The sequence below is a fragment of the Sphingobacterium multivorum genome (genome assembly GCF_900457465.1).
GTDB lineage: Bacteria > Bacteroidota > Bacteroidia > Sphingobacteriales > Sphingobacteriaceae > Sphingobacterium > Sphingobacterium multivorum.
Map to the genome: position 1 here is coordinate 1034789 of NZ_UAUU01000011.1, position 22526 is coordinate 1057314.

Sequence of the window (22526 nt, forward strand, 5' to 3'; positions counted from 1 at the left end):
AAATAGGTTGGGTAAGATTACCCAAAATATGCGTTAAATGGTTAATTCAAACGATTGTATAAATCAACTCAAAGATGTGAAATATTGTTGATATTTCTTCAAAAGATGAAAAATTATAAGAAATTATTTTTTTCCGTTAAATTGTTTTTCGTAGCGTGCTGATCGCTGCATTGTATAGGCCTTCCCGAAAGGCTTTTCCCATAGACTTGCTGTTTTCGTTCGAAAGGTTGGCTTTGAATCTTTAGCTAAAATCAATTAGAGATGTCCTTGATAACAGGTTTTAAACATTTTTACCCTTCTTTTAATTATTCGTTGCAAAGCCTTTTTGCGGAAAGCCATAGTTTTGCTTTGTAACCAATTGGCGAATAGCCGGTCCATTTTTTAATCAAGGATCGGTAAAATCAAAAATAAAATTCTAATGATGCATCGTATGGATGCAAAGTTATTAAGTATGGACCTGCTTAAATAGGCGGGCACCAAAAAAAACTAACCAAGTACTTGCCTCTCGGGGCAAAAAAACGTCTCTGCATTCGGCTTGAGGTAAAATATGGGGTAGATCTTGAAAGGGTAACTCAGTTGCTCAAAAAAATAATGGATGAGGACGAGCAGATTCTCTCTTCTGGGGGTACTGCTGTGCAGTTTGCACAGGTAACCTCACAGGCAGTGGTGGTCGAACTCTATTTTTGGGTCAGAATATCTAAAGACGGTGGTAGTGTCAAGAGCGGACTATTAACCAAGATTTATAACGCGTTTGCTGATGAAGGTATCGATATGGCTTTGCCGATTCAACAGGTAATGCTCAATCAAACCAATAGCGAAACAAAAGTGAAACCCAATCATTAAAGTTGCTCTGCCTGATCAAATAGAGAAGATTATTTTACCATGTTATTGACTGATGGTCGCATCAGCACATTAGTTTACTAGAGTCAACTTTTGAAGAAATGGGGTAGAATGTCCTCCTTTGGGAAGACAGAAATCACTTAAGGAAATAATAAAGTCGGGTTGTTCGTGGTTCATTGCATCGATAAAGCTTTGAGCACGGCGGTCCCCATCCTGCATCAGATCGTAATGTAGATCGGTGATAACACCGAATTTTAAGTTCTGATGTCTAACATCAACTTCTCGGTTGGAGCTGTGTCAAAGTCGGTACGCATTTTTGCAAGTTTTTAAGAATTTTTTTCGGTTTATCATGGCTTTTTATTTGATATTGATTTTGGACTTCGGACAAAACCAATGATTGTTGCACATATCGCACATATCAATGCAAAAAAAAGAAATATATTGGCCGTGTTGCCTGTGTAATCTATCAGCTTACCAAACAAAGGTTCACCAACGGCCGCAAATACATACGCAAACATGTTCATCACGCCGATACCTGTTCCAACAAGTTTGGTTCCAAGCAGATCTGGGCTCAGGGTCCAGAAATTGGCTTGCGGACCATACACAAAGAATCCTGAGGTAAACATGAGTATGCCCATCAGGAGGTGATTGTGAATAGGTACCAAATAAATGAGAAGGGCAATAATGCAGCTGATCATCATACCCGCAGCGATCGATTTACTTCTGTTTTTGTTAAAGACGAGGTCTGAAATGTATCCGAAAGAAACAGCACCAAGGGCCATCCCAATGGGGATGAGTAAGGTTAACCACATATTGCCTGAAGATTCTTTGTAGTTGTTGCCTAAAAAGTGGATCGGTACCCAAAAGATTAAACCATACCGTGCCATACTTTGAAAACCGATGGCGAGCGAAGCGATCATAAAGTTGCGATGCTGAAATACATGCAGATAGGACTGCTTCCAGTTTCTTGTTTTTCTGATGCTGCAACTTGTTCTGATGTGTCTTCCTGATCCGTGATTCCTTCTTTTTTGTCAGCAGGAGTATAGCCTTTTTTTTAGGGTCGCTGTATGCGACAAAAAGAAAGACCAATAATGCGCCGGCGAGAAATAGGATAGGATAGCGAAATAGGGTACGCCAGCTTTGTTCCTGTTGGACGAGTACCAAAGCCATCAGAAAGGTCAAAACGGAGGAGCTTCCGGCAGCCATGGTATAAAAGCCAAAAGCCTTGCCACGTTCGGAGCTGCTCCACCAATTGGAAATAAGCTTACCTCCTGAGCCCCATGCCATGGATTGGAAATAACCGTTCAGCGTCCAAAGAACCAAAATAGCTGTATAAGAACCAGCGAAACTGATGGCGAGATTACAGAGAATGGACAAGCCTCCTCCAGCGACAATCATCATTTTGGGACTCCATCGATCGGCTAGATTTCCATTGATGAGCTGGCCGATCGCATAGCCCATTAACATTGTAAAACTGATCCAGCCTACTTGCTGAAAACTGATGTCTAGCTCTTTGGCAATACCTCTTGCTGCCCATCCAAAATTGTGTCGACCTGTGTAAAAGAATAAGTAACAAAACATGGTTACAAACAACATTTTCCACTGATCTTTTCTAAATTTTCTTTCCATTAAAGCTGCTCCGTTGAGGGGTGGACGAATAAACCTGCTCGTATTGGTTTGTGCGTTAACGCATAGCTTATTGCATCATTGACTTCAGCAAGTGGGAATTCACGTTCGATCAATGATTCAAAGGGATACTTTTGCCAGTTTTCAATGATAAAGTCTACAGCGACAGAGAAATCGGTATAGTTGTAATTATGCAGTCCTTTGATCGTGAGCATCTTTCGAATTACTTTTTCGGCGTCTATCCCAGTAGCGCGCTGCTTAAACACGGCACCTACGAGAACAGCATTCCCATGGAGCCCCAACGTATCGATGCCAAGCTCCATCGCCTCTGGCGAGCCGCTCATGTCGATAAATCGGTCTATAACTGTAGCTTCTAATGCTGTGCTGGATGTGGTTTCACGTAGATCTATTGTAGCTGTCGCGCCAAATTTTTTAGCGAGTTCTAAACGTGCAGGATTAATGTCAGAAGCGATGATACTTTTAGCACCCATTTCCTTGCACATGGCAATGCTAACCAGTCCCAATAATCCAATGCCTGCAACATGAATGTTTTTTTTCGTAATGGTCTCTGCCAGGCGAAGGGCTCCTGCCGAAGTAGCAACAGCACAATTGATGGTGGCAGCTACTGCAGGAGAGATATCTTTTGGAAGTACTCGTATGCAGGTATTTGGCCGTAAGATGATATGGGTTGCCAATCCACCATGAAGGTCATCCATTTCGGTTATCTGACGGTGACCATATTTGTAGATCTTATCGTTTTTCTGCGGAATCTCCGGCTGATAATTGGCACTATTGGGATCACTGGAAAAAACAGTCCAGGTAATTAGGTCGCCAATCTGTAGCTGATTGCCTCGTGCATCAAGTCCGCTATGATCAGAAGAAATCGCTGCGATAACGCCCACAATCTCATGACCTAAAATCGTAGGACATGGTTCGTTTCGCAACCCACAATAGGTATGAAGATCACTACCACAAAGAGTGGTATAGCGTATGTTGACCAAAATTTCGCCATCTTTCAAAGGTGGAACAGGTTTGCTCACTTTAGCGAGCGTCGTATTAGCTTGATCAAAAACGTAATATGTTGCTAGTTGTTTCATTTTGCATAAAAATACATAAGTTATGTGATACTAAACAAAGTTTATTTATACTATATTTTCAAATGATTAAGTTTTTGTGAATAAGGTCAACGATTGATCAAAATTAATGAGATTCGTTTTAAGGTAAATTTTTTAATTAGCACGTGATTGTTTAGCTTTGATATTCCATTAGTCATTATTATTAATTTATTACCTAAAAATTGTGCAAAGCCAAACTATTATTACTTTACTTATTGTTGGAATAGTCATCAGTAAAACGCTGATAGGTGTACTGATCTACTTTTTAATCCGAAAGAACCAGTTGCTAAAGGTCGAACAGCTCAAATTAACGACTGCCAACAGTATCCTCAGTGAACAGGCAATTTGTATTCATCATTATAATGAGGAGTTAAAAATTGCTGAGAGTTTCAAGACTAAAGTCCTATCCATTGCATCGCATGATCTCAGGGCACCATTTGCATCGGTCGAAATTTTGCTGGCGATTGATGATATTTCTCTCGTTGATAAGGAGGATCTTAAACTCATTTTTTTAAATCTAAAAGGTCAGGTGGCCAGATCGCGGACGATGTTGGAAGAGGTTTTACTTTGGACAGAATCACAACTTCGAGATAAGCTTGAAAATACCGAGAACTGTAATATCCGCGATCAAATTGATGCGGTATTGGGAATCTATGCGCTAGAAATCCAACGTTTCAATATACAGATCATAAATTCGGTGAATCCAGATTTTTGCGCGCATACACATAAAGGAACTCTCGCTTTTGTGCTAAGAAATGTGATTAGCAACGCCATTAAATATGGACGAGTCGGCGGTAGCATCGTGCTGCAATTGATCGATGACCAAAGCGATCGATGGGAGCTTACCGTTAGCAATGATGGGGAAGAACTTTCATCAGAAGTCCTCCACAATTTAAATTTTGTTAATAGCTGGGACCGTAAAAGATCTGAAAACAAAAATGGTGCAGGGTTGGGTATCTCCCTCTGTAAGGATTTGATCAAACGGATTGATGGAAAAATGCAGTTCGAGAATCAGCATGGTATAGGCGTTTCTGTTCGGATCTCGTTTCCGCGGAAGGCTTATCAGGCTGTCTCTTGATAACAATCAATCTACTATAAAAGCCCGATCTATATCGGGCTTTTTTTATGAAGAATTAAATGACAAACTTAGTTTTTTATGAATGACCAGTTGGTATGAAAGATCCGTAAACCAATCATTTTGAGTCTTTTCCAGACGAAAAATACCTCAAAGGTCTTAAAAAAGTTTTACTTCTTTAGAGCTTCTAGCATAAAAAGTCCTTCAGTTTCGAAAGGGAGTTCAAGAATACGATTTTGGGCATCCATATCGACTTTAATAGAACCAAATCCAACTGCTTCCAATAGTTCGATGTCTTTGGCAGGACGTTGATGTGCACTGATGTCTAATGCCGATTTGATGTCATTGATCTGATCTATAGCGCCCGATGGACATTCATCGTGCCTTTCGGTACTAAAGACCGTTTTCCCAAAATCGGCATCTAGGTTGATCATTTTTCCGCCCGGCTTGAGCACACGTTCCATCTCGCGGTAGCATTTTTCGAGATCGGGGATGGTCCACGTCATCAACCTGGTGAAGACGAAGTCAAAGGTGTTGGCTTCAAACTGTAGTACTTGCGCATCCATGACCCGATAGTCTACGCGAAGTTCTAGTTCTTGGCTGACGAGTTTTGCATATTCAATCATCTGCGGGGAGAGGTCAACGGCAGTAACCTCAAAACCCGCAAGGGTCATAATGTTGGCGAAATATCCCGTAGCAGTACCGACCTCAAGTACTTTATTGCCCGTAGTCTGGCTACGGACGGACTTGAAAAACGCTAGACAGCGTTCGGTCTCCGGCCGGGACCAAGCTTCATCCCTTTCCTTGCGCCAGGAGCTACTACGGTCATTCCAATATGCTGTTATTCTTTTAATCATCGCAATAGTGTTAACAGGTACAAATTTATCCATTTTATCAGCAACAATTGCTGGAATTTATGTCATATCTCCGATCAGTTTGTTTTGGATTTTTATTCTGCTTGCCTCAGCTGCGGACATAAATATCACCCAGCCAATCCACAAACGTAATATTAAATAATAAGCAATACCTGTTGAATGTTGCACGACGACGTGGGTGAATTTGCCCAGGAAAACAAATTTTAGCTGTTTTTTGATTGTTTTAGTTCATCAATCGTCCGGTTGTATCGATCATAAATAACTTTTTCAGGTTCAAAATTTGGATTAGGTTTCAAATATTCTTCGATCTGAATCGTATTTTCCCTTAAGGTGGTCTTTGATCTCAGTAGTGTACCTTTTCCATGGACTTCGTTTATGTCAACAGGGTTGATGGAGGAAAAATGTTTTTCTAGCATTTTCGGGATTTCGCGAAAATTGATGCAATTTTCGTAAATAACGACCTTTTTACTTGTTTTAATCAAGGGTAGGAGAACTTTCGCTAACCATCCTGGCTTTTCTGACGCGATTTGAATTGCCGGTTGTGTCAGATAAAAGCTGAACTGCGCCTGATCGTCGCTGTGGTAGTTGCTGTAGATAATGGTCTCGATAATTTCCCAGGAGATAAATTGGGTTGTTTTTAGCAAGGGGATTTGATAGGATATGCCTTTATGATCGGATGTTACACTTTCCTGTTGGGCAATCTGTCGTGTTATGGTTTTCTCGGATACTCGAAATCCAAGGGTCATACCGTACAGGATAATACCGGGGAATAGTATGAAAAGTACAGAAACGACATAAGCCCCCACAATTTTGCTGCCATGAACCATCATGAATATTGTCAAAGCTATTCCGATACAGATAAACAGCCCAAGTAATAATTTAATGACTAAAAGAGGATTAAACTTCATTTGTTCAAAGCGCGTGATTTTTAGCTAAATGTACTAAAACTTCTTGATGTTTTAGAAAACATTTGAGCGTTTTGAAAAGAGGCAGTTCGTTGCTGGTATGTCAATAATTAGTATATTTGCTGCACTAGCGATACATGAAAGCGAAACAATTGATATGGATTCTACTGCCGCTGATGCTCCTGCAGAGCTTCTCGTCGGTATGGCTATGGACTGTTTTTGAATTTAACAGAGATTATATTGCTAAGAATGAGTGTATCAATCGATTCAACGAAAAGGCACTTTCCTGTAGAGGACAATGTATCTTGATGAAGAAAATGCGTGAACATGAGGAGAAGGAACAAAAGAACCTGGAATCTCGTATAATCGACGTTGTATTTATCAATAATCAGCAACGTTTTAACCTTGATATCACTTTTTTTGAAGAAGCGGCTGCGGAAACCTTACTTCCAGCATATCAGGCAAACTATAGCTATAGACCAATCTTTACTATTTTTCATCCACCTTTGGTTTAAGTCATTTTGCTTTTCGTACGGGCTGTCGGCATATTGACTGATGGCAGGTACTGTCTATTTTCAAAAGATTTAAATTAATACATATGAATTTATATTCCCGTGTCGGGACTGTCGGGGGCGTAATCTTACTGCTACTCGCATTTTCAGTTGCTTTTTCAACTTCACCCTGTACTGCCGATCATTCAAAAAAGAACGGTAAGAAAGCTACGGATTTTATCTTGCCTAAGGAATCCGATCTGGTCCGTATAGCGGATACTGTTTGGGATGTTACCAATTATACCATATATGCGGATGCCAAACTCAACAATAAATACCATACCATTTATCTGCGTTTAAGAGATACCTCGGGAATTCCGATCAATGACAAATCCCTTGATTTCTATCCAGAAATGAGTATGGGACGTATGAAGCATGGAGGCCCCTTTGAGCATCCCGTCGCGCTCGGCGAAGGCTGGTATAGCAGCCCAATGGTTTTTATTATGGCGGATATCCCGCGGATGGGGAAGGGCTGGCAATTACATACGATACGTAGTCACAATCGCATAAAAGATACACTTGCCATCAAGATTCCGGTTACTGCAGCAGCAACCATGCGAACAATGAGCTCTGGAACCAGAGACGATAGCCGCGTATTTATTTCCTGCCTATTGCCTGATAGCGTAAAGCAGGGAAGGCATCCCATCCGATTTTTAATGAATAAAATGGATGGTCATCATTTTCCGGTATTAGATCATTATGTCATTAAACTGAAGACCAATAGGCCTACTACGGAAACGGGGTCTTCGGAAAATTTTGCTGCTGAAAGTACAGGTAATGGTTACTATGAAGGCACTGTTAATTTTTCTATGCCTGGTCGTTGGGAAGTCATTGTCGAACTATGGAAAGCGGGCAAAAAATCAAATCAGGATGATATAAAATATCTAGTGCAGGTCACTTAATACAAACAGAATTTATTTTACCAATATACTTAAACAATAAAAATGAAAAGGAGAATCAACGTAATCCTAGGCTGTTTCGGTTTTGTAGCTATACTGGCGTGTAGCGGAAATGAGGCGACAAAAGTCAAGAAGGAAAATAGTGCCCAGCAACCTTCCGCAGTTGAGTCTGGGACCATGCTCGATTATAAAACCGAGGGGCCCAAAGGGGTGGGAACTATTTCTTCCTTCGAACACAAACCTTTTGATGCGCAGCTTGCAAATAGGGGCGTAGAACTATTTGTGTCGAAATGTGCAATGTGCCATAGTTTTGATCGTACATTGGTAGGTCCATCGTTGGACGCTGTCATCAAACGTCGTACCCCGGAGTGGATTATGAACATGATGCTAGATCCGGCAACCATGCTGGAGAAAGATGCCGACGCGAAAGCACTGAGTAAGGAGTATGGGTCGCCAATGATTAGCTTGGGCTTGAAGCAAGAAGAGGCACGTGCCATTTTAGAATATTTGCGCGAACGTAATAGCACTACAAAATAGATCGGATCAATGAAGTCTCAACACTGTAGATGGTGGTTTTGTATGACAATGGCTTGGGCAATATGTGTACAGGCAACCAATCTGTTGTGGGCATTTATTGAATTTGAGTGCAATCGTACCTATATCGAGCAAAACCTCTGTGTCAATCGTTTTGAACCGGCAGTGAGCTGTAAAGGCTTCTGTTTCCTTAGCGAAAAGACGGTTGAACAAAAGGATGTGAACAATGTGCTCGCCAAAATGAAGGGGATGGAAATATTGGTCTTTGTGCAGTATGTGAAGGGAGTCTTGCTGTACTCTCCAATAGTACCTGATGTGAAAACTGTCTATCCGAAAGACTTTGTCTCCGATACCTTCGGAGGTATACTGCCTGAAGTTTTTAGACCGCCAATCATTTGATTATTCCACAAATATTTTTTCACAGAATAATCATAAAGAAATGGTAATACGAAAAGAGAAACTAGATTTTCTAAAATTAGAAGATATTGATTCCACTTCGCAGGGAATCGTTATTATGCCTATAGCAGCTTTTTTACAAGCTAAAGCAAATCAAAATACGCTCCACCTAAGGTCTTTTTATACCCTTTTGTTTATCAATAGTGGTGAACTGTCTATGGTAGCGGATCAGAGCGTACAGATTATAGCTGCCCATGATATAATCAGCATAAATTCAAATTGTGTGTGTAGTTTTCATGCAGGTTCGTCTGTAGAAGGATACAGTGTCTTATTTACAGCATCCTTTCTCATGGAAAGTCAGAACACTGCTGTAAGAAACTTCTTTCATTTTTTAAGGAGTAGATGTAAACACGCTTTTGTGCTATCGAAAGAAGATATCATCAGTTGTCTACATATAGTAAGTTTGATGGAAACAGCTTATAATTCAGTTAAATTGAGTGCTCACGGTGTATTGAGCCGCTACTTAACCATGCTGCTCCAGATTTTGGGAAGGCAAATCGTGGTCGATCATGTGGCTGCAAAGCAGGAGGAAGATGACGATAAAATCCGGAGTTTCGAATCTTTGGTTGATAGTCATTATGCGCAGCAGCGTTATCCGTCATTTTACGCAGAGCAATTGAATATATCGATCAACTATCTTAATCGGATTTGTCGAAAAAACAGATCGACGAGCTGCGGTACTATTATCCGCGGACGGATACTATTGGAGGCCGAGCGATTGCTTTATCATACCTTTAAAACGGTAAAAGAAATTGCCTTTGAACTCGGTTTTGAAAATGTACCATATTTCAGTACTTTTTTTAAAGCAAATAAAGGAATGAGTCCTGAGGAGTTTAGGAAAAATTGTTGATGTAAATATGATTAAAAGCCTTTTTCATGTAGTTGAAAAAGGCTTTACTTTTCAAAAAAAATGTCCTGTAGCCTACGCAACCTTATTTTTTCTTTTCCGATTTTTCCTTATCATCAACAGGTAAATCCAATATAGCCATTAGTAATAGATAATAACCTTTTTCCAATCCCATTTTTTGTGCTTTTTGGTGTATCGTATCCATATCTTTAGTCAATTATTGTTTAAATTTTATTTTGCTATTTGTGTAAACAGAATCAAATGCTGTACCCAAAACTTTCCCGAGGTTCGCTAACCGTATTTTTAGGGCATAAATAACGTAGAGCGTTCATTATTTGACAAAAAAATACGGACTGCTCAGGTATTTAATACAGTGAAAATATCAGATGAATCGGCAATGAGAAGTAAAAAGTACATGAACGTCTTTGCTGTAAAACATTTTCTATGCCAGCATTGTCATACTTACGATTAATAATAAAAACAGGTATTTATGAAAAAGATAATTCCATTTGCGCTCATGTCGAGTTTATTGATGCTCGTGTCGAGTTGTGCAGCAATTGAAGGTATATTTAAAGCAGGCGTATGGTCGGGTATCCTATTGGTTGTTGTCGTAGTCGCAATTGTCATTTGGTTGATCAGCAAGTTGTTTGGTGGATCAAAATGATTTTATGAACGGGATTTTCGCTATTTTGGGACTTATTGTATTTAGGTACTTATTGTTTTTCGACGAGATATTTCCAGTAACGTTTGGGAACATGTCTTAAATGAAGCTTCAGGTTTTTGCGTGATTCAATAGAGGTACTTTTAAAATAAGTCTTCCAGAGATGCTGATAATCTTTTTCTTGAGGATCGAGATCCACTTCTAGCTGATATGGATCTTGAACCTCGTCTTTATTGTTGTTGTATACCTCCAAGATATTTTTGCCATCATAATGGAAGCCATAGTTTCGCCGTATATCATAAATTAACCAGCACTGGTCGGCGAATCGGTTTTTAAAGAAGTCTACAACCAGGGGAATCACATTGAAATCGGGTTCAACGATGGCTGTGTAGAGATTATCGTTAGACTTGACAAATCGGATAAAAGCTTTCATGCGGTGTCGTTCGCGGCTGATCTTTTTGACTGTCTGATGGATACGGAGTATGGGTGGGTATCCATAATTGCGTATATCTAATTTTCCCCTTCGAAAAAGTTCAACAATCAATTGAAATCCATTGAGCCATTCAGATTGATTATCGGACAAAAAATTATGATAAAAGATTTTTGTTTCTTTTGCTCCAAGTATCTTTTCCATTCCCACTAAAATGCGCATGGCTTTTTTAACCTCAGTATGAACCTGTCGCTTTTCCGAAAAAATACTAATTGCCATAGACTTTTCTGTTGTGGGAATGCTATCAAATTCTTTCCGTTCAAAAGCTTCAAATACACAACAGAGGTAACCGGAATAACTTCCGTCAAAAATATAGTCCATTAGAAAAGTGTTAGCTGTGTATTGGAAGCCTTGGCTTGTGTACGAGGATTACTTTCAAGAATAGACTTTCTGATGTTTTCGGGATAGTGGAAGCCTCCAGCGATGAGTGTATCCTGGCAAACCATAAAATATTTGGCGCGATTATAGGCAATTCCCATTTTTCGAAGTTGATATTCCTTTAATTTTCCATATTTGCGCGACTGTACAATTTTGTTGGCAGATTGCCTGCCAATACCCGGGATTCGGATAATCCACTCATAAGTAGCGCTGTTGATGTCGATAGGAAAGAATTGCGGGTTGCGTAGCGCCCAAGCAAGCTTAGGGTCTATTTCTAGATCGAGATGTTGATGCGTGCTGTTGAGTATTTCATGAAGCGAAAAACCATAAAATCGGAGTAGCCAATCTGTCTGATAAAGTCTGTTTTCACGTACAAGAGGCGGTGTTGTTCCAATTTGGGGAAGGTTGGAATCGGTCGCGTTGATGGGAATATAACCCGAATAATACACCCGTTTGAGATTGTAATCTTTATAGAATGTATTGGCCGCCTGCATAATCTGTAGGTCGCTCTCTGGAGTTGCTCCAATAACCAGCTGCGTACTTTGGCCTGCTGGTACAAATAAAGGTGCTTTCTTGTCTTTTTTTCGATCCTGACGAAGATTGAGAATTTCATTTTTAATAATCCCCAGAGGCTCGCGAACGGACTGATGATCCTTTTCCGGAGCAACAAGTTTGAGTCCCTCCTCAGTAGGAATTTCGAGGTTTACACTCATTCGGTCAACATATAAACCTGCTTCTTTTAATAATGATTCACTTGCTCCGGGGATGGCTTTGAGGTGGATATAACCATTAAAACGTTCTTCCGTCCGAAGTTTCTTGACAACTAACATTAAGCGTTCCATGGTGTAGTCTGCAGATTTGAAAATACCCGAACTTAAAAAAAGACCTTCGATGTAATTTCGACGGTAGAAATTCATGGTCAATTCGACAACTTCCTTCACCGAAAATGCTGCGCGTTGCACGTCGTTGCTACGTCGGCTAACACAAAAGGAACAGTCGTAGATGCAGTAATTGGTCATTAAAATTTTTAGTAGAGAGACGCAACGGCCATCTTCGGTGTAGGTATGACAAATGCCACTAGCCGATGAATCGCCTATTCCACCACTATTTTTTCGTTTACTTCCACTTGAGCTGCAACTTACGTCGTATTTAGCGGCATCAGCTAATATCTGCAATTTATCATCAAAACCAAACATGATTTATTCTCCAATAATTTGCTGTAAAATTACTAATATTATTAGTAATAAATACCCGTAAAATTACTTGATTTGCCTTTTTTAGGTTCGTACTATTCATCTTCAACTGCGGGAGGATGCCCAAATTTGCTAAAAAAATAAACGATTTGTGACGGGATTTTGTTCATGAGTAAACTACATATTATGGCAGAGAATAATTTGAATAATAAAGAAGCGCTAGAAAAGCTAAAAGGGATCGTCGATCAAATTGATGTGGGAACAGTCTGTTCATTTCCATCGGATTCTGACTATCCCCATGGTGTTCCGATGAGCAGACAGGAAGTGGATGCAAATGGTGACATTTGGTACATCTGTTCGGCAGAAAGTGAGACGTTTAAAAATATTTCACAGGATCCCAAAGTTTCCCTATTCTATGCCGATCCCAAAACCTACACCTTTTTGAGTATAAACGGTAAAGCAAGTCTTTCGCGGGATCAGGAAAGGATAGACCGTTATTGGAACAAAATGATGGAAGGCTGGTTTAAGAAAGGAAAAGAAGATCCCAATATCCAATTGCTACAGATCACACCTGAAGAAGCGCATTATTGGGATTCAAACTCAAATATGGTCATCAACTTGTTTAAAATGTTGAAAGCGGCTGTTACAGGAAATACACAAGATATAGGTAAAGAAGGAGATCTTAATATTTAATATAAACGGAATCTATAATATCAACACAGTAATTAGCACCCTAAAAAGGTCCTCTTTTCCAAAATGAGGACCTTTTTTCTAACCAAACTTTTATCGAAAAAATCTGTTACGCGTTTCCTTTGATCACACGTAAAAGTACTGCGATGATTGCAATTACCAAAAGAATATGAATTAGCCCTCCGCCAACAAAGCCTCCAAAAAAACTGATTGCCCATATCAGGACCAAAATAACAGCGATAGTATATAATAGATTTCCCATAGTAATGAATATATATGTGTTTATTGAATAACAATACTTATCCAGCGATGGTTTAGTATTTTTTCTCTTTTTTCCACTTACGGATCCTCCCGACTGCATTTTGATAAGGTGAAGCGGTGTACCAGTCTCTGGAAAATCAACCTCTTTGCCATCTTCACTTTTCTTATTCCATTTGAGAACCAGCTCACCCCAGCCAATTAAATAGGAAATTAGGTTATTTATACTCATTACTGTTCCTTTAGCATGACCCTGGAGTATAAGAAGATTAGTTTGATCGTTCGGAATATCGGAAAGTTCACAGACAAGCTTGCTGTAATTTATACGGATAGCTTGAAGGAGTTCGTCTTTTGTGGTTGGTATAGCCATGGCATAAATGTGAATTATACATAAGATACAGATAATTATGTATAATTGATTAGCTTGGGATGGAAGTTGTAGAGCAGAACGTGTTCACAAGCCCACAGCAGACAATGTTTGACAATGCCTTTTGTTTTAGTCTGATAGGGTTTTTGAATATATTATTGTAATTGAAAAAACAATAAACTTTAAATTGTAAAAAATATGGTTTTATGTGTTTTTTTTGGTAAAATTTATTGTTTTATTAAAGTGGTGTTGTATTTTATTCTGTTTATAACGAATATTGTTGTGAGTATTTAGACAGGATCTTTCATAGGGGAAATACTGTCTAAGATGTACTGCCAATGAAATAATAAACTGAAAAATTGATACAAAGATGAAAAAGATTTTATTGTTACTAACCGTGGTTATGTTCGTCGTTTCGGGCGCATTCGCTCAGATTCATAAGCCTGTTAAATGGACTGTGGCCAGCAAAAAATTGAACAACAAGGAAGCTATGGTCTATGTGAAGGCCACTATTCAAGATGGTTGGCACATTTACTCCCAAAATGTAAAAGACGGTGGCCCAATTCCAACATCTTTCAATTTCGGTAAAGCTGCTGACTACGTTTTGGTCGGTAAGACGGCTGAACCAAAACCGAAGATCAAACACGAAGAGGTTTTCAAAATGGATGTGGGATACTTCACCAATGAAGTGATCTTTCAGCAAAAGGTTTCGCTGACGAAAGGAACAGCAACAGTAAAAGGTACCGTGGAATGGCAAGCTTGTGACGCTTCACAATGTCTTCCTCCAGATGAATATGCTTTTGCTGTAACGATCAAATAGTTTAATAAATAAAAGCAATTAACGATCTAAAGCGATTTGGCGCTTAAGATAATTGATAGAAAAAGGAAAATTAAGGATAAAGGCTAGGTAATCACACCTAGCCTTTTTTGTTTAAAGGGGGCTTTTGGTATAAAAAATAAGCCCTTTGGTATAATATGTTAAATCTATTTTTTACGAAATTTTAGCTTTGTTTAAATGGATTACACAAACTTACTTATGCAGGCAGATCTTTTTTTAGTGCATAGTTACCGCAAGAACCACAACCCACAGCTATATTTTCACACCATTGAAAGGGTTCGAGATATTGTAAACGCAGTAATGACCCTAAGTGAAAAATATGCCTTGACGGCCGAGGATAGAATTGCAGGAAAACAGTCATCGGTCTAATGTAAAGGTGTGTTTTATGATAAAAATGATAAAAATAGATCGATTAAAGTTGAAGCATTGTACACTAGTTAGTTTTTTGGTCATGGGATTGTTATGTTTCGAGACCGCATGTTACGGACAAATGGGGTTTGGACTTCGGGTGGGTGGTAATATTTCGCGTGCAAGTGGCAATACATTTGGCGCCAATAGAATGGGATATCAATTGGGAGGGGATTTGATTTTTGGACTTAATAGCAAGATGGATATTCAAGTTGAGCCTAGTTACAACTTAACCAGAATTCGTGTCAATGGTAACACGGCTTCTCTTGCTGGAGGCTTATCCAAGGGGACCCGTTCGCTGAAATATCTCAATACACCCGTACACCTAAAAATTAATTTTACGAGAAAATTTTCAATCTTGGGTGGCCTAGACTTGAATATGTTGCTCAACGACGACAGGTATAAACTTAATGATGGAAAACCAGCGTTCAACAGTCGTACACGGATAGGTTACGCATTAGGGATAGATCTTGGCGCGCTGTATTTTAGATACCGACAATTCAAAAAGAATAATAAAATTGTAGACAATTGGGATGCACATATTGACCAGTATCAACTGGGATTTAAAGTGCGTTTGTTTTAAGCTAATAGTTCCACTGGTAGGTAACCTTTACAGACTTTCCTGTGCTGTAAGCTGAGCCGCTCTGATTTTGCTACATCAGGCGGCTTTAATTTTATTAATGATTTACGATTTGTTGTGGAGATGGTTATTGCTGGATATCATGGATATTTGCAGGACTAGCTCGATACACCAATCGATGTACTTGTAACGGGCTGATGGAGGATGGAGCTCCTATAGGGCTGAAGGATTTTCCCCGTTTATCAAACTAGACTGCAAATACCGGGGATGCTGATCGTGAACGTACGTTACGACAAGGGGATGCTGATATGTTAAACGAGGTTTGTACTTCATCATGCGAAAGTTTTTAAGGAAGTTCACCTGTTATTGTTTTAGCGTATATCTTTATATAGCAACAATGTTGCATTTGTGTTGTTTTGTTTTTACATTTGTTTAAACGAAATTACTATGAGCAGCATTTCCAAAAAAGTTAAATTACCTGTCACTGTTTTAAGTGGATTTTTAGGTGCGGCAAAAACCACACTATTGAATCATATTCTACACAATAAGGAAGGCAAGAAAGTTGCTGTTATTGTTAATGATATGAGTGAAGTGAACATTGATGCACAAGCTGTTGAACGTGAAAATGTGCTTTCGCGAACAGAAGAAAAGTTAGTGGAGATGAGCAACGGATGTATTTGTTGTACCTTAAGGGAGGATTTGATGGTGGAGGTGGAGCGACTAGCGAAAGAAAATCGCTTTTGATTATCTTCTTATCGAGAGTACTGGTATTTCGGAGCCTATTCCAGTAGCGCAGACATTCAGTTATAGTAGTGCTGACAATGGGATTGATCTGTCTACGTTCAGTTACATTGATACTATGGTAACTGTGGTGGACTGTTTCAATTTTGCTAAAGATTTTGGAAGCGCCGATACCTTATTAGATCGGAAACTGACGGATGACGACTATGACAATAGGGCAATTGTAAGTCTGTTGACTGATCAGATCGAATTTGCCAATGTTATCCTTTTGAATAAGGCCGATCTGGTATCTGAGGAAACTTTGGGCACTCTCGAGTCTGCTATTGGGCGGCTTCAATCCTGGAGCCAAATTAATCCGTACACAATTTGGACGTGTTGATCCAAAGGAAATTATGGGTACGAGCTCGTTTGACTTTGATGAAGCTTCCTCTTCGGCTGGATGGATCAGAGAACTTGAAAATGAACATAGCCCCGAAACAGAGGAGTATGGTATTTCATCTTTTTGTCTTTCGATCGCAACGGCCTTTCCATCCCCAGCGACTGCACAGTTATCTCAATGAGCGGTACCCACATAATATCATACGCGCTAAAGGTCTCCTCTGGTTGGCATCCCGGCCGAATCTTGCGATTAGTTTTAGTCAGGCAGGTGGCAGCGTAAGATTGGAAAGTGCAGGCTCATGGTGGAGTAGCATGCCCGAAGAGCAGCGTTATCAGTATCCCAGTTATGCCGAAATTAGCGCTGAACTTCTTAAACGTTGGCACCCGGAGTGGGAAGATCGAAAAAATGAATTGGTATTTATAGGTCAGCATCTAGATAAAGAAAAATATCTGTCGTAGCTTGAAGAATGCCTATTGACCGAAGAAGAAGGCGATGACTGGCGTTTTACTTGGTGGAAAGACGAATTTCCTAAAAATATTTAAAACCATTTGTGATCGGCATCGGTTAAAAAAGTAAGTAATGTAGGTTAGATATTGTATTTTTCGAAGGCCAGAATTAATTTTCTGGCCTTTTTTATACTGATTTGCCAGATGTTATCAAGATACGGTTATCAGCCTTCATCAATCGCGCTATTAAAAATATAGAAATCTATCCCTAAAACGCTTAATCATGATGGTCGAAAATCATCTTTATGATTCCGAAAATTTCAAAGAGTCATAGCAAAGATGTCATGGTAAAAGAACAGTATAGTTGAGGAACAATCATAGTCACTATGCATGATATAATTAACAATGAGCAGACTGCTTGATTTTAATAATACCTAAAAGGTTTAATTTTATACCGAAATCAATACTGAAAAAGCATCAAAAAAGAGTAGGCTTAACTTGAATGCAATTGAACGCATGCATACGCTGGGTAATATCTTTAAACCTGGGGTGGTGAAAGGAATTGATCTGAAAAAGTAATTGATAGACTTTCAAAAAAACAGCACTGATAGTCTAAAGATAAAACTCGCTCACGCATCAAAGAGGTGAAATTAGTAACGGGATTGTCAGAATATTAGTATGTTATTTAGAATTGTTTTAAATTACTGGTTTTCTATGTATATTTGAAATACAGAAGGGCACCCTTTCAATTGAATGCTAATTTTATATTGAATGATTATTGTTATATAAATGAATAAAGTAGAACTGTTTGAAAATGAGCGTGCAAGTGGCTATGATCAATTTGTTGAGAGCTGGATTCCCAATTACCATTATTTTTTAGATCAGTTGCCAAAGCTCCTCCGAGAAACTGAAAACAAGGATTTACTGGTGGTAGGATGTGGTACTGGAAATGAAATAGAACGTTTTGTCGACACAGCAGAATCTTGGACAATAACCGGGGTAGATCCGTCGCCTGAGATGATTAGCCAGGCCCTGGAAAAATTTGAAGCGGATGAGAATGTTCATCTTGTCGAAGGTGTGGTAGGTGATTTGGACGAAGAGAAACAATTTGGTGCTGCGACGCTTTTGCTTGTATTACACTTTTTAGAAGACAATGGCGAAAAATTGGTTATGCTCCAAGATATTTCCAAGAGAATGATGTCGCAAGCACCCTTGTTATTATTAGATATTACGGGCAATAAGGAGCAGATTCAACAAAACTTGCAGTTGTTGCGGCTTCTTCTACCCAAGGGGATAGATGAAACACAGGTCGCTCAAAGATTGCGAAGAATCGAGCACGAATTGTTGCATGTCTCGGAAGAACGATTAGTCGAGCTCTGTGAAGAAGCCGGATTTGAACCTCCTGTTCGATTCTTTCAATCATCGATTTATATGGGGTGGATAACCCGAAAAAAAGATATTATTTCCTTTTCTTAGCAAAGGGATTGAAGGAAAGCCCCGCATTAATATAAAACGAAGGACCGGGATTTGCTTCCCATACATAATCGCGCTGGGTTTTGTTTTTTTCAAATACGCGTGCACGGGGTATGGTTTTTAGTCCTGATTTAAGGGTGGCAATAAAAGATCGGCCCAGGTTATGTTCATAAGTCAGACCCGAATTGATCTCCATCTGACTGAAGGTATATACTTTTTCAGCGCCCTGAAAGTTATAGAGGTAAAAGATCGTACTATTTAAATCGGAACCTATTGAAACGCGGCCATTCCGCAAGACCTCTTTTCGAAGGTAGGCTCCTTTAGGTAAGATGACATCAAGTATCATCCCATTGGCAAATTGTTGCTTGTAGGCAAAGGTTGGTAAAACCGGAATAATTGCTGCCGGATCTATAAAGCCGATGAGGCCCACCGCCATTTGAATCTCCCGCGTAGCTTTTAGGACCACAGTAGCAGATAATATCCCATTAATGCGTTCTATTGCTTTTTCACTCCCATTGGCAGCAACCGTTGCGGTATAAAATGCTACCTTGCCCCACAAACGTGAATAACGGGTAAGATTAAGTGATTCGTAATGATAATGATATTGATGGGTTGACTGTATGGTGGATTGTGCGATGGGGTCTAAACGATTGGAGTTTACAGAAGTGAACTGATAGCCAATATTGGTACCCAAGTTCCAGGTTCTGCTCTTTAAAAAATTAATGTTGATACTACCTCCGGCTTGGTACATCGATTCTACTTTTGTTTTAGGTAAATCCTGACCTTGGAGCTTTGATGAATAACGGTATCCTGTATTGGATTCATAGGTCAAATTGAGGACCCGTGTTATGGGAAATTTGTCGGTAACCACAGCCCTCACTTTTTGCTGCACGCTATCTTTAGTCTGTGCGATGGACGTGGATAGGCTAAGTAACAGCACAAATGACCACAGAGCTTATATCCTTGAAGAACCAGATTCAGCCACATTTTTTATTCAATATGCTGAACAATGTTAAGGCTTTAATTCGAAAAGATCCGAATATGGCTACGGAGGTCATCATGAAACTATCAGACTTTCTAAGATATCAGCTCTATGAAATAATGATGATAGGACGCTTTTGAGGTCTGAAATCAACTTTATCTCCAATTTTCTAAAATTGGAGGAAATACGCCGTGATAACCTCACAACGCGTATATCCTGCCCAGCAGAATTGGAAAAGAAAGGTATATTCCTACCACCACATCTTTTTACAGCCTTTGTTGAAAACGCAATTAAACATAGTCTAAGCGCAGGCGCTGGTGATACCTTTATTACAATTCATTTTTCTGAAGCTAATCAGCAGCTTTGTTTTGAATGTGAAAATTCGAAAGATCCCGACAGCTTATTTGTCCAAAGCAAATACAGCGGACTGGGATTGGCTAATGCCAAAAGACGACTGGATCTCCTATATAGAAATGATTATGAACTGTCGGTGTCAACGACTGAAACATTGTATAGTGTTAAACTTACTATTCCATTATGAATTGCATTATTGTAGACGATGAACCCCTGGCTAGGGAAGAAATGAAAAATTTAATCGAAGAAATTTCGTCCATTCAGATAGTCGGTACATTTTCCAACGCGATATCGGCATTAGAATGTATTAAAACAAATTCGGTGGATTTGCTTTTTCTGGATATTGAGATGCCAACGGTTAATGGACTCGATTTTGCACAGTCTCTTCCCAATGACAAGCTGGTTATCCTGACGACTGCCTATGCGCAATATGCACTGAAAAGTTACGAATTGGATGCAATAGATTATCTGTTGAAGCCGATCAATAAAGACCGCTTAGCCAAAGCGATCGATAAAGCAATAGCCTATAAAAAATTACTAGCGTTAAAAGAAAATCAAAGTACGGTTGAGAAGGCCAGTGAGGATGCACTTTTTATTAAATCGGATAGGAAATACTATAAAATTGCATTTACTGATATTCGCTTTATAGAAGCACTCAAAGATTATGTGGTTATTTATACCCGGAACAATAAACTGATTACTGCAATGAATTTGAAGACAATTCACCAGAAACTTCCGGTGAGCCTCTTTGCACGCACCAGTAAATCCTATCTGATTAATTTGTCCTTTATTGATTCATTTGACAACCATACTGTTTACATCGACAAATTTGAAATTCCGATCGGTGAAATCTATCGAGAAGCTTTCTTTAAACAATACACGGGAGGACTGCTGTAATCTACTGGCGGCTTAGGCAACTACAAAGCGATCCAGGAAATCAACTTGGATACCATAACCATATAGGAACTTCGTCAGGTAGTCGATGGAGCACTCTTCTGTTTCGAACCTGAATATGGCATCCTCATCATCTAGATCGACAGTAGCATCTTGTACTTGTGGAAGATGAGTTTTGACCAATTGCATCAAAAACTCTTTCTTGCTTTTGGTCTTTACAGAACTTTTAAAAATCAACACTTGCCTAACTTTCATCCCGACTAATTTATATGTGTTCAAAATTATTTGATACCCTTAACGTATGGGATATCGTTACAAATCTATATTCTTCATTGCTTCACGCAACCTATATTATACGAAAGCATTTAGTTTTTATACAAAAACAAGGTTGAGCATTGAGCAGATGAATGGTGTAGATTATATTGAGGGCTAGGATATCAATTCTAAATTTCTACAGAAAGTCGGTGCATTTTTGTCAGAGGCTACAGTGAAGTAGTTTTTTGTTGAAATCCTATGATAAATTTAGTTGTCCTGTTTTTAAGTACCATAGTCGCTTTTTGGATCAGCGCCATATGTGGAGGGGGAGCAAGCCTTATTCTTATTCCTTTATTGAATTTTATGTTGCCTTCATCGTTAATTCCATTTTCGTTGACGATTGGTACGTTTACCAGCTCAGTATCGAGAATAATTGTTTTTAAGCGGCATATCAACTGGAAGATCTTTCTGTGGTTTGTACCGTTTTCAATTCCGGCTGTACTATTAGGTGGATATCTGATTAAATATATAGAACCTTCCTATTTGCAGTTGATTGTTGCTTTTTTCCTCATGGGAAATATCCCTCAATTGTTTAAATCAAAAAATGCAGCGTTATCTTCGGAAAGTAAGTGCTCGAAATCTTTTTTGGCAATTATAGGTTTTCTTTCGGGCTTTATTTCAGGAATTACAGGTGCAATCGGCTTGTTGTTCAATCGGTTTTATTTGAAAATGGGGCTTTCCAAAGAGGAGATTATTTGCACCCGTGCTGCAAATGAAGTGTTTTTACATCTCGTAAAACTTATTATTTATATTATTTTAGGTCTGTATTCTAAGGCAGCGCTGGGACTGGCAATTGCCGTTGCAACAATAGTCTCATCATTTACTGTTCAGTTTATATTACCCTACCTCAGCGACCAGGTATTTTAAAAAAATAGGTTATGGTGCTTATGGTGGTTTCAGGGGCGATATTGCTGACAGGTAGTTCGCGTAAGATTGTCGATCAGAATGACGTGCTGATAGCCTTAGATCGCTCGAAGGAATAAAACTGAAATTGCATTGAGCTGGCGAGACACAAATTTTGTCTTGGAATTTAGTCAGACGCATGGCTTAGAACTCGAACGATCTATTCACTGGACTGGTTTACCACTCAAACTTCAGCAAAAGTATTTTGCCCTTAGCAAAAAACATAATAGTATCTATATCGAAAAGGTTATACGTTTTAGAAGGAAGGCTAGTTATGAATTTTACTGTCATAAAGAAGGTGTGTTAACACGATTGGATTAAATTGTCTCTTGCCTTTTTATTTTTAAATGCTTATTTCTACTGGTTTTAAAGTGTATTGATATATAATCTATCTATTTAGTAGATTATTGAAAAATATTCCTATATTTGAACCGAAGAATTATTTAGCAGGAA

The 22526-nt window shown here is 39.1% G+C and carries 27 protein-coding genes and 3 pseudogenes; 19 read left to right on the forward strand and 11 right to left on the reverse strand.

The genetic code is table 11. The features are described 5' to 3' along the window. Positions 1-498: 498 nt before the first annotated feature. Complete coding sequence (locus DTA23_RS21665) at positions 499-843, forward strand: mechanosensitive ion channel (RefSeq protein ID WP_172462489.1); 345 nt, start codon at positions 499-501, stop codon at positions 841-843. Between the two features lie 344 nt (positions 844-1187). Here the strand turns inward: DTA23_RS21665 and DTA23_RS21670 are convergent, their stop codons facing one another. The 3 genes and pseudogenes from DTA23_RS21670 to DTA23_RS21680 all read right to left on the reverse strand — a co-directional run bounded on the left by DTA23_RS21670 (position 1188) and on the right by DTA23_RS21680 (position 3563). Further along, on the reverse strand, positions 1188-1760 hold the full coding sequence (locus tag DTA23_RS21670; RefSeq protein WP_254667745.1) for an MFS transporter: 573 nt from the start codon (positions 1758-1760) through the stop codon (positions 1188-1190). Between the two features lie 103 nt (positions 1761-1863). Further along, positions 1864-2469: pseudogene (locus DTA23_RS29625) on the reverse strand (MFS transporter); the annotation flags it as partial. Continuing rightward, complete coding sequence (locus DTA23_RS21680) at positions 2469-3563, reverse strand: zinc-binding dehydrogenase (protein WP_112376006.1); 1095 nt, start codon at positions 3561-3563, stop codon at positions 2469-2471. The gene DTA23_RS21680 and the pseudogene DTA23_RS29625, both read right to left, overlap by 1 nt. Positions 3564-3765: 202 nt before the next feature. Here DTA23_RS21680 and DTA23_RS21685 point away from each other — a divergent pair, with 202 nt between their 5' ends. Then, the gene (locus DTA23_RS21685) at positions 3766-4659 is read left to right on the forward strand and encodes a sensor histidine kinase (RefSeq protein WP_070568121.1); all 894 of its coding nucleotides are present in this window, start codon (positions 3766-3768) and stop codon (positions 4657-4659) included. A gap of 167 nt (positions 4660-4826) precedes the next feature. Here DTA23_RS21685 and DTA23_RS21690 read toward each other — a convergent pair whose 3' ends face one another. Next, positions 4827-5513: a class I SAM-dependent methyltransferase gene (locus tag DTA23_RS21690; protein ID WP_172462491.1), complete on the reverse strand. Its 687-nt coding sequence runs from the start codon at positions 5511-5513 to the stop codon at positions 4827-4829. Between the two features lie 221 nt (positions 5514-5734). After that, complete coding sequence (locus DTA23_RS21695; RefSeq protein WP_070568114.1) at positions 5735-6439, reverse strand: hypothetical protein; 705 nt, start codon at positions 6437-6439, stop codon at positions 5735-5737. Between the two features lie 134 nt (positions 6440-6573). Between DTA23_RS21695 and DTA23_RS21700 the strand changes: the two genes are divergently transcribed. The 6 genes from DTA23_RS21700 (at position 6574) to DTA23_RS27265 (ending at position 10387) form a co-directional block, all read left to right on the forward strand. Then, the gene (locus DTA23_RS21700; RefSeq protein ID WP_070568111.1) at positions 6574-6951 is read left to right on the forward strand and encodes a hypothetical protein; all 378 of its coding nucleotides are present in this window, start codon (positions 6574-6576) and stop codon (positions 6949-6951) included. 83 nt (positions 6952-7034) lie between these two features. Continuing rightward, positions 7035-7889: a FixH family protein gene (locus DTA23_RS21705; protein WP_070568108.1), complete on the forward strand. Its 855-nt coding sequence runs from the start codon at positions 7035-7037 to the stop codon at positions 7887-7889. A gap of 42 nt (positions 7890-7931) precedes the next feature. Beyond that, positions 7932-8423 (forward strand): c-type cytochrome, encoded by a 492-nt coding sequence (locus DTA23_RS21710; RefSeq protein ID WP_083296053.1) that lies wholly within the window; start codon positions 7932-7934, stop codon positions 8421-8423. 9 nt (positions 8424-8432) lie between these two features. Then, positions 8433-8819, forward strand: coding sequence for a hypothetical protein (locus DTA23_RS21715; RefSeq protein WP_139145044.1), 387 nt, complete (start codon positions 8433-8435; stop codon positions 8817-8819). A 40-nt stretch (positions 8820-8859) separates the two neighbouring features. Further along, positions 8860-9726 carry an AraC family transcriptional regulator gene (locus DTA23_RS21720; protein WP_070568102.1) on the forward strand — a complete coding sequence of 289 codons (867 nt, stop codon included), beginning with the start codon at positions 8860-8862 and terminating at the stop codon, positions 9724-9726. Positions 9727-10213: 487 nt separating this feature from the next. Continuing rightward, complete coding sequence (locus DTA23_RS27265) at positions 10214-10387, forward strand: hypothetical protein (RefSeq protein ID WP_167450493.1); 174 nt, start codon at positions 10214-10216, stop codon at positions 10385-10387. A gap of 49 nt (positions 10388-10436) precedes the next feature. On the opposite strand, the gene DTA23_RS21725 is transcribed toward DTA23_RS27265, so the two are convergent. Beyond that, positions 10437-11195, reverse strand: a complete 759-nt coding sequence (locus DTA23_RS21725; protein ID WP_070568100.1) for a TIGR03915 family putative DNA repair protein — start codon at positions 11193-11195, stop codon at positions 10437-10439. Beyond that, positions 11195-12448, reverse strand: a complete 1254-nt coding sequence (locus DTA23_RS21730) for a putative DNA modification/repair radical SAM protein (protein ID WP_070568095.1) — start codon at positions 12446-12448, stop codon at positions 11195-11197. The genes DTA23_RS21725 and DTA23_RS21730 overlap by 1 nt, the downstream gene beginning before the upstream one ends. Before the next feature lie 183 nt (positions 12449-12631). Here DTA23_RS21730 and DTA23_RS21735 point away from each other — a divergent pair, with 183 nt between their 5' ends. Further along, positions 12632-13138, forward strand: coding sequence for a pyridoxamine 5'-phosphate oxidase family protein (locus DTA23_RS21735; protein ID WP_070568092.1), 507 nt, complete (start codon positions 12632-12634; stop codon positions 13136-13138). Positions 13139-13244: 106 nt separating this feature from the next. Here the strand turns inward: DTA23_RS21735 and DTA23_RS29630 are convergent, their stop codons facing one another. Both DTA23_RS29630 and DTA23_RS29635 read right to left on the reverse strand, forming a co-directional pair. Continuing rightward, positions 13245-13397, reverse strand: coding sequence for a lmo0937 family membrane protein (locus DTA23_RS29630; RefSeq protein ID WP_112376008.1), 153 nt, complete (start codon positions 13395-13397; stop codon positions 13245-13247). A gap of 132 nt (positions 13398-13529) precedes the next feature. Continuing rightward, positions 13530-13763 (reverse strand): annotated as a pseudogene (locus tag DTA23_RS29635) (ClbS/DfsB family four-helix bundle protein); the annotation flags it as partial. A gap of 367 nt (positions 13764-14130) precedes the next feature. Between DTA23_RS29635 and DTA23_RS21750 the strand changes: the two are divergent. The 6 genes and pseudogenes from DTA23_RS21750 to DTA23_RS21770 all read left to right on the forward strand — a co-directional run bounded on the left by DTA23_RS21750 (position 14131) and on the right by DTA23_RS21770 (position 18628). Further along, on the forward strand, positions 14131-14580 hold the full coding sequence (locus tag DTA23_RS21750) for a protein-disulfide reductase DsbD N-terminal domain-containing protein (protein ID WP_112376009.1): 450 nt from the start codon (positions 14131-14133) through the stop codon (positions 14578-14580). A 195-nt stretch (positions 14581-14775) separates the two neighbouring features. Next, complete coding sequence (locus DTA23_RS21755; protein ID WP_112376010.1) at positions 14776-14967, forward strand: hypothetical protein; 192 nt, start codon at positions 14776-14778, stop codon at positions 14965-14967. Between the two features lie 16 nt (positions 14968-14983). Next, a complete protein-coding gene (locus DTA23_RS21760; protein WP_112376011.1) occupies positions 14984-15589 on the forward strand; it encodes an outer membrane beta-barrel protein in 606 nt (201 codons plus the stop codon). A gap of 444 nt (positions 15590-16033) precedes the next feature. Continuing rightward, positions 16034-16706 (forward strand): annotated as a pseudogene (locus tag DTA23_RS30090) (GTP-binding protein). A gap of 107 nt (positions 16707-16813) precedes the next feature. Continuing rightward, positions 16814-17164: a GTP-binding protein gene (locus DTA23_RS30095; RefSeq protein WP_305887895.1), complete on the forward strand. Its 351-nt coding sequence runs from the start codon at positions 16814-16816 to the stop codon at positions 17162-17164. 777 nt (positions 17165-17941) lie between these two features. After that, on the forward strand, positions 17942-18628 hold the full coding sequence (locus DTA23_RS21770; protein ID WP_112376012.1) for a class I SAM-dependent methyltransferase: 687 nt from the start codon (positions 17942-17944) through the stop codon (positions 18626-18628). On the opposite strand, the gene DTA23_RS21775 is transcribed toward DTA23_RS21770, so the two are convergent. Next, the gene (locus DTA23_RS21775; RefSeq protein WP_112376013.1) at positions 18612-19565 is read right to left on the reverse strand and encodes a hypothetical protein; all 954 of its coding nucleotides are present in this window, start codon (positions 19563-19565) and stop codon (positions 18612-18614) included. The genes DTA23_RS21770 and DTA23_RS21775 overlap by 17 nt on opposite strands. A 2-nt stretch (positions 19566-19567) precedes the next feature. On the opposite strand from DTA23_RS21775, the gene DTA23_RS30630 reads away from it, so the two are divergent. The 3 genes from DTA23_RS30630 to DTA23_RS21790 are packed head-to-tail and all read left to right on the forward strand — an operon-like array spanning position 19568 to position 20858. After that, a complete protein-coding gene (locus tag DTA23_RS30630; RefSeq protein ID WP_112376014.1) occupies positions 19568-19747 on the forward strand; it encodes a histidine kinase in 180 nt (59 codons plus the stop codon). Continuing rightward, positions 19744-20148, forward strand: a complete 405-nt coding sequence (locus tag DTA23_RS21785) for a LytS family sensor histidine kinase (protein ID WP_112376015.1) — start codon at positions 19744-19746, stop codon at positions 20146-20148. Before DTA23_RS30630 ends, DTA23_RS21785 begins: the two co-directional genes overlap by 4 nt. Further along, a complete protein-coding gene (locus DTA23_RS21790; RefSeq protein WP_112376016.1) occupies positions 20145-20858 on the forward strand; it encodes a LytR/AlgR family response regulator transcription factor in 714 nt (237 codons plus the stop codon). Before DTA23_RS21785 ends, DTA23_RS21790 begins: the two co-directional genes overlap by 4 nt. Positions 20859-20870: 12 nt before the next feature. On the opposite strand, the gene DTA23_RS21795 is transcribed toward DTA23_RS21790, so the two are convergent. Next, positions 20871-21110, reverse strand: coding sequence for a hypothetical protein (locus DTA23_RS21795; RefSeq protein WP_112376017.1), 240 nt, complete (start codon positions 21108-21110; stop codon positions 20871-20873). A gap of 258 nt (positions 21111-21368) precedes the next feature. Between DTA23_RS21795 and DTA23_RS21800 the strand changes: the two genes are divergently transcribed. Continuing rightward, positions 21369-22037 carry a sulfite exporter TauE/SafE family protein gene (locus DTA23_RS21800; RefSeq protein ID WP_218565441.1) on the forward strand — a complete coding sequence of 223 codons (669 nt, stop codon included), beginning with the start codon at positions 21369-21371 and terminating at the stop codon, positions 22035-22037. The last annotated feature ends 489 nt before the right edge of the window (positions 22038-22526 follow it).

What these genes read in the sequence shown, in the direction of transcription:
- DTA23_RS21670 (WP_254667745.1), bottom strand. Translation starts at nt 1,760, where the DNA reads ATGATCGCTTCGCTCGCCATCGGTTTTCAAAGTATGGCACGGTATGGT.
- DTA23_RS21680 (WP_112376006.1), bottom strand. Translation starts at nt 3,563, where the DNA reads ATGAAACAACTAGCAACATATTACGTTTTTGATCAAGCTAATACGACG.
- DTA23_RS21690 (WP_172462491.1), bottom strand. Translation starts at nt 5,513, where the DNA reads ATGATTAAAAGAATAACAGCATATTGGAATGACCGTAGTAGCTCCTGG.
- DTA23_RS21695 (WP_070568114.1), bottom strand. Translation starts at nt 6,439, where the DNA reads ATGAAGTTTAATCCTCTTTTAGTCATTAAATTATTACTTGGGCTGTTT.
- DTA23_RS21700 (WP_070568111.1), top strand. Translation starts at nt 6,574, where the DNA reads ATGAAAGCGAAACAATTGATATGGATTCTACTGCCGCTGATGCTCCTG.
- DTA23_RS21705 (WP_070568108.1), top strand. Translation starts at nt 7,035, where the DNA reads ATGAATTTATATTCCCGTGTCGGGACTGTCGGGGGCGTAATCTTACTG.
- DTA23_RS21710 (WP_083296053.1), top strand. Translation starts at nt 7,932, where the DNA reads ATGAAAAGGAGAATCAACGTAATCCTAGGCTGTTTCGGTTTTGTAGCT.
- DTA23_RS21715 (WP_139145044.1), top strand. Translation starts at nt 8,433, where the DNA reads ATGAAGTCTCAACACTGTAGATGGTGGTTTTGTATGACAATGGCTTGG.
- DTA23_RS21720 (WP_070568102.1), top strand. Translation starts at nt 8,860, where the DNA reads ATGGTAATACGAAAAGAGAAACTAGATTTTCTAAAATTAGAAGATATT.
- DTA23_RS27265 (WP_167450493.1), top strand. Translation starts at nt 10,214, where the DNA reads ATGAAAAAGATAATTCCATTTGCGCTCATGTCGAGTTTATTGATGCTC.
- DTA23_RS21725 (WP_070568100.1), bottom strand. Translation starts at nt 11,195, where the DNA reads ATGGACTATATTTTTGACGGAAGTTATTCCGGTTACCTCTGTTGTGTA.
- DTA23_RS21730 (WP_070568095.1), bottom strand. Translation starts at nt 12,448, where the DNA reads ATGTTTGGTTTTGATGATAAATTGCAGATATTAGCTGATGCCGCTAAA.
- DTA23_RS21735 (WP_070568092.1), top strand. Translation starts at nt 12,632, where the DNA reads ATGGCAGAGAATAATTTGAATAATAAAGAAGCGCTAGAAAAGCTAAAA.
- DTA23_RS29630 (WP_112376008.1), bottom strand. Translation starts at nt 13,397, where the DNA reads ATGGGAAATCTATTATATACTATCGCTGTTATTTTGGTCCTGATATGG.
- DTA23_RS21750 (WP_112376009.1), top strand. Translation starts at nt 14,131, where the DNA reads ATGAAAAAGATTTTATTGTTACTAACCGTGGTTATGTTCGTCGTTTCG.
- DTA23_RS21755 (WP_112376010.1), top strand. Translation starts at nt 14,776, where the DNA reads ATGGATTACACAAACTTACTTATGCAGGCAGATCTTTTTTTAGTGCAT.
- DTA23_RS21760 (WP_112376011.1), top strand. Translation starts at nt 14,984, where the DNA reads ATGATAAAAATGATAAAAATAGATCGATTAAAGTTGAAGCATTGTACA.
- DTA23_RS30095 (WP_305887895.1), top strand. Translation starts at nt 16,814, where the DNA reads ATGGTATTTCATCTTTTTGTCTTTCGATCGCAACGGCCTTTCCATCCC.
- DTA23_RS21770 (WP_112376012.1), top strand. Translation starts at nt 17,942, where the DNA reads ATGAATAAAGTAGAACTGTTTGAAAATGAGCGTGCAAGTGGCTATGAT.
- DTA23_RS30630 (WP_112376014.1), top strand. Translation starts at nt 19,568, where the DNA reads ATGACCACAGAGCTTATATCCTTGAAGAACCAGATTCAGCCACATTTT.
- DTA23_RS21790 (WP_112376016.1), top strand. Translation starts at nt 20,145, where the DNA reads ATGAATTGCATTATTGTAGACGATGAACCCCTGGCTAGGGAAGAAATG.
- DTA23_RS21795 (WP_112376017.1), bottom strand. Translation starts at nt 21,110, where the DNA reads ATGAAAGTTAGGCAAGTGTTGATTTTTAAAAGTTCTGTAAAGACCAAA.
- DTA23_RS21800 (WP_218565441.1), top strand. Translation starts at nt 21,369, where the DNA reads ATGATAAATTTAGTTGTCCTGTTTTTAAGTACCATAGTCGCTTTTTGG.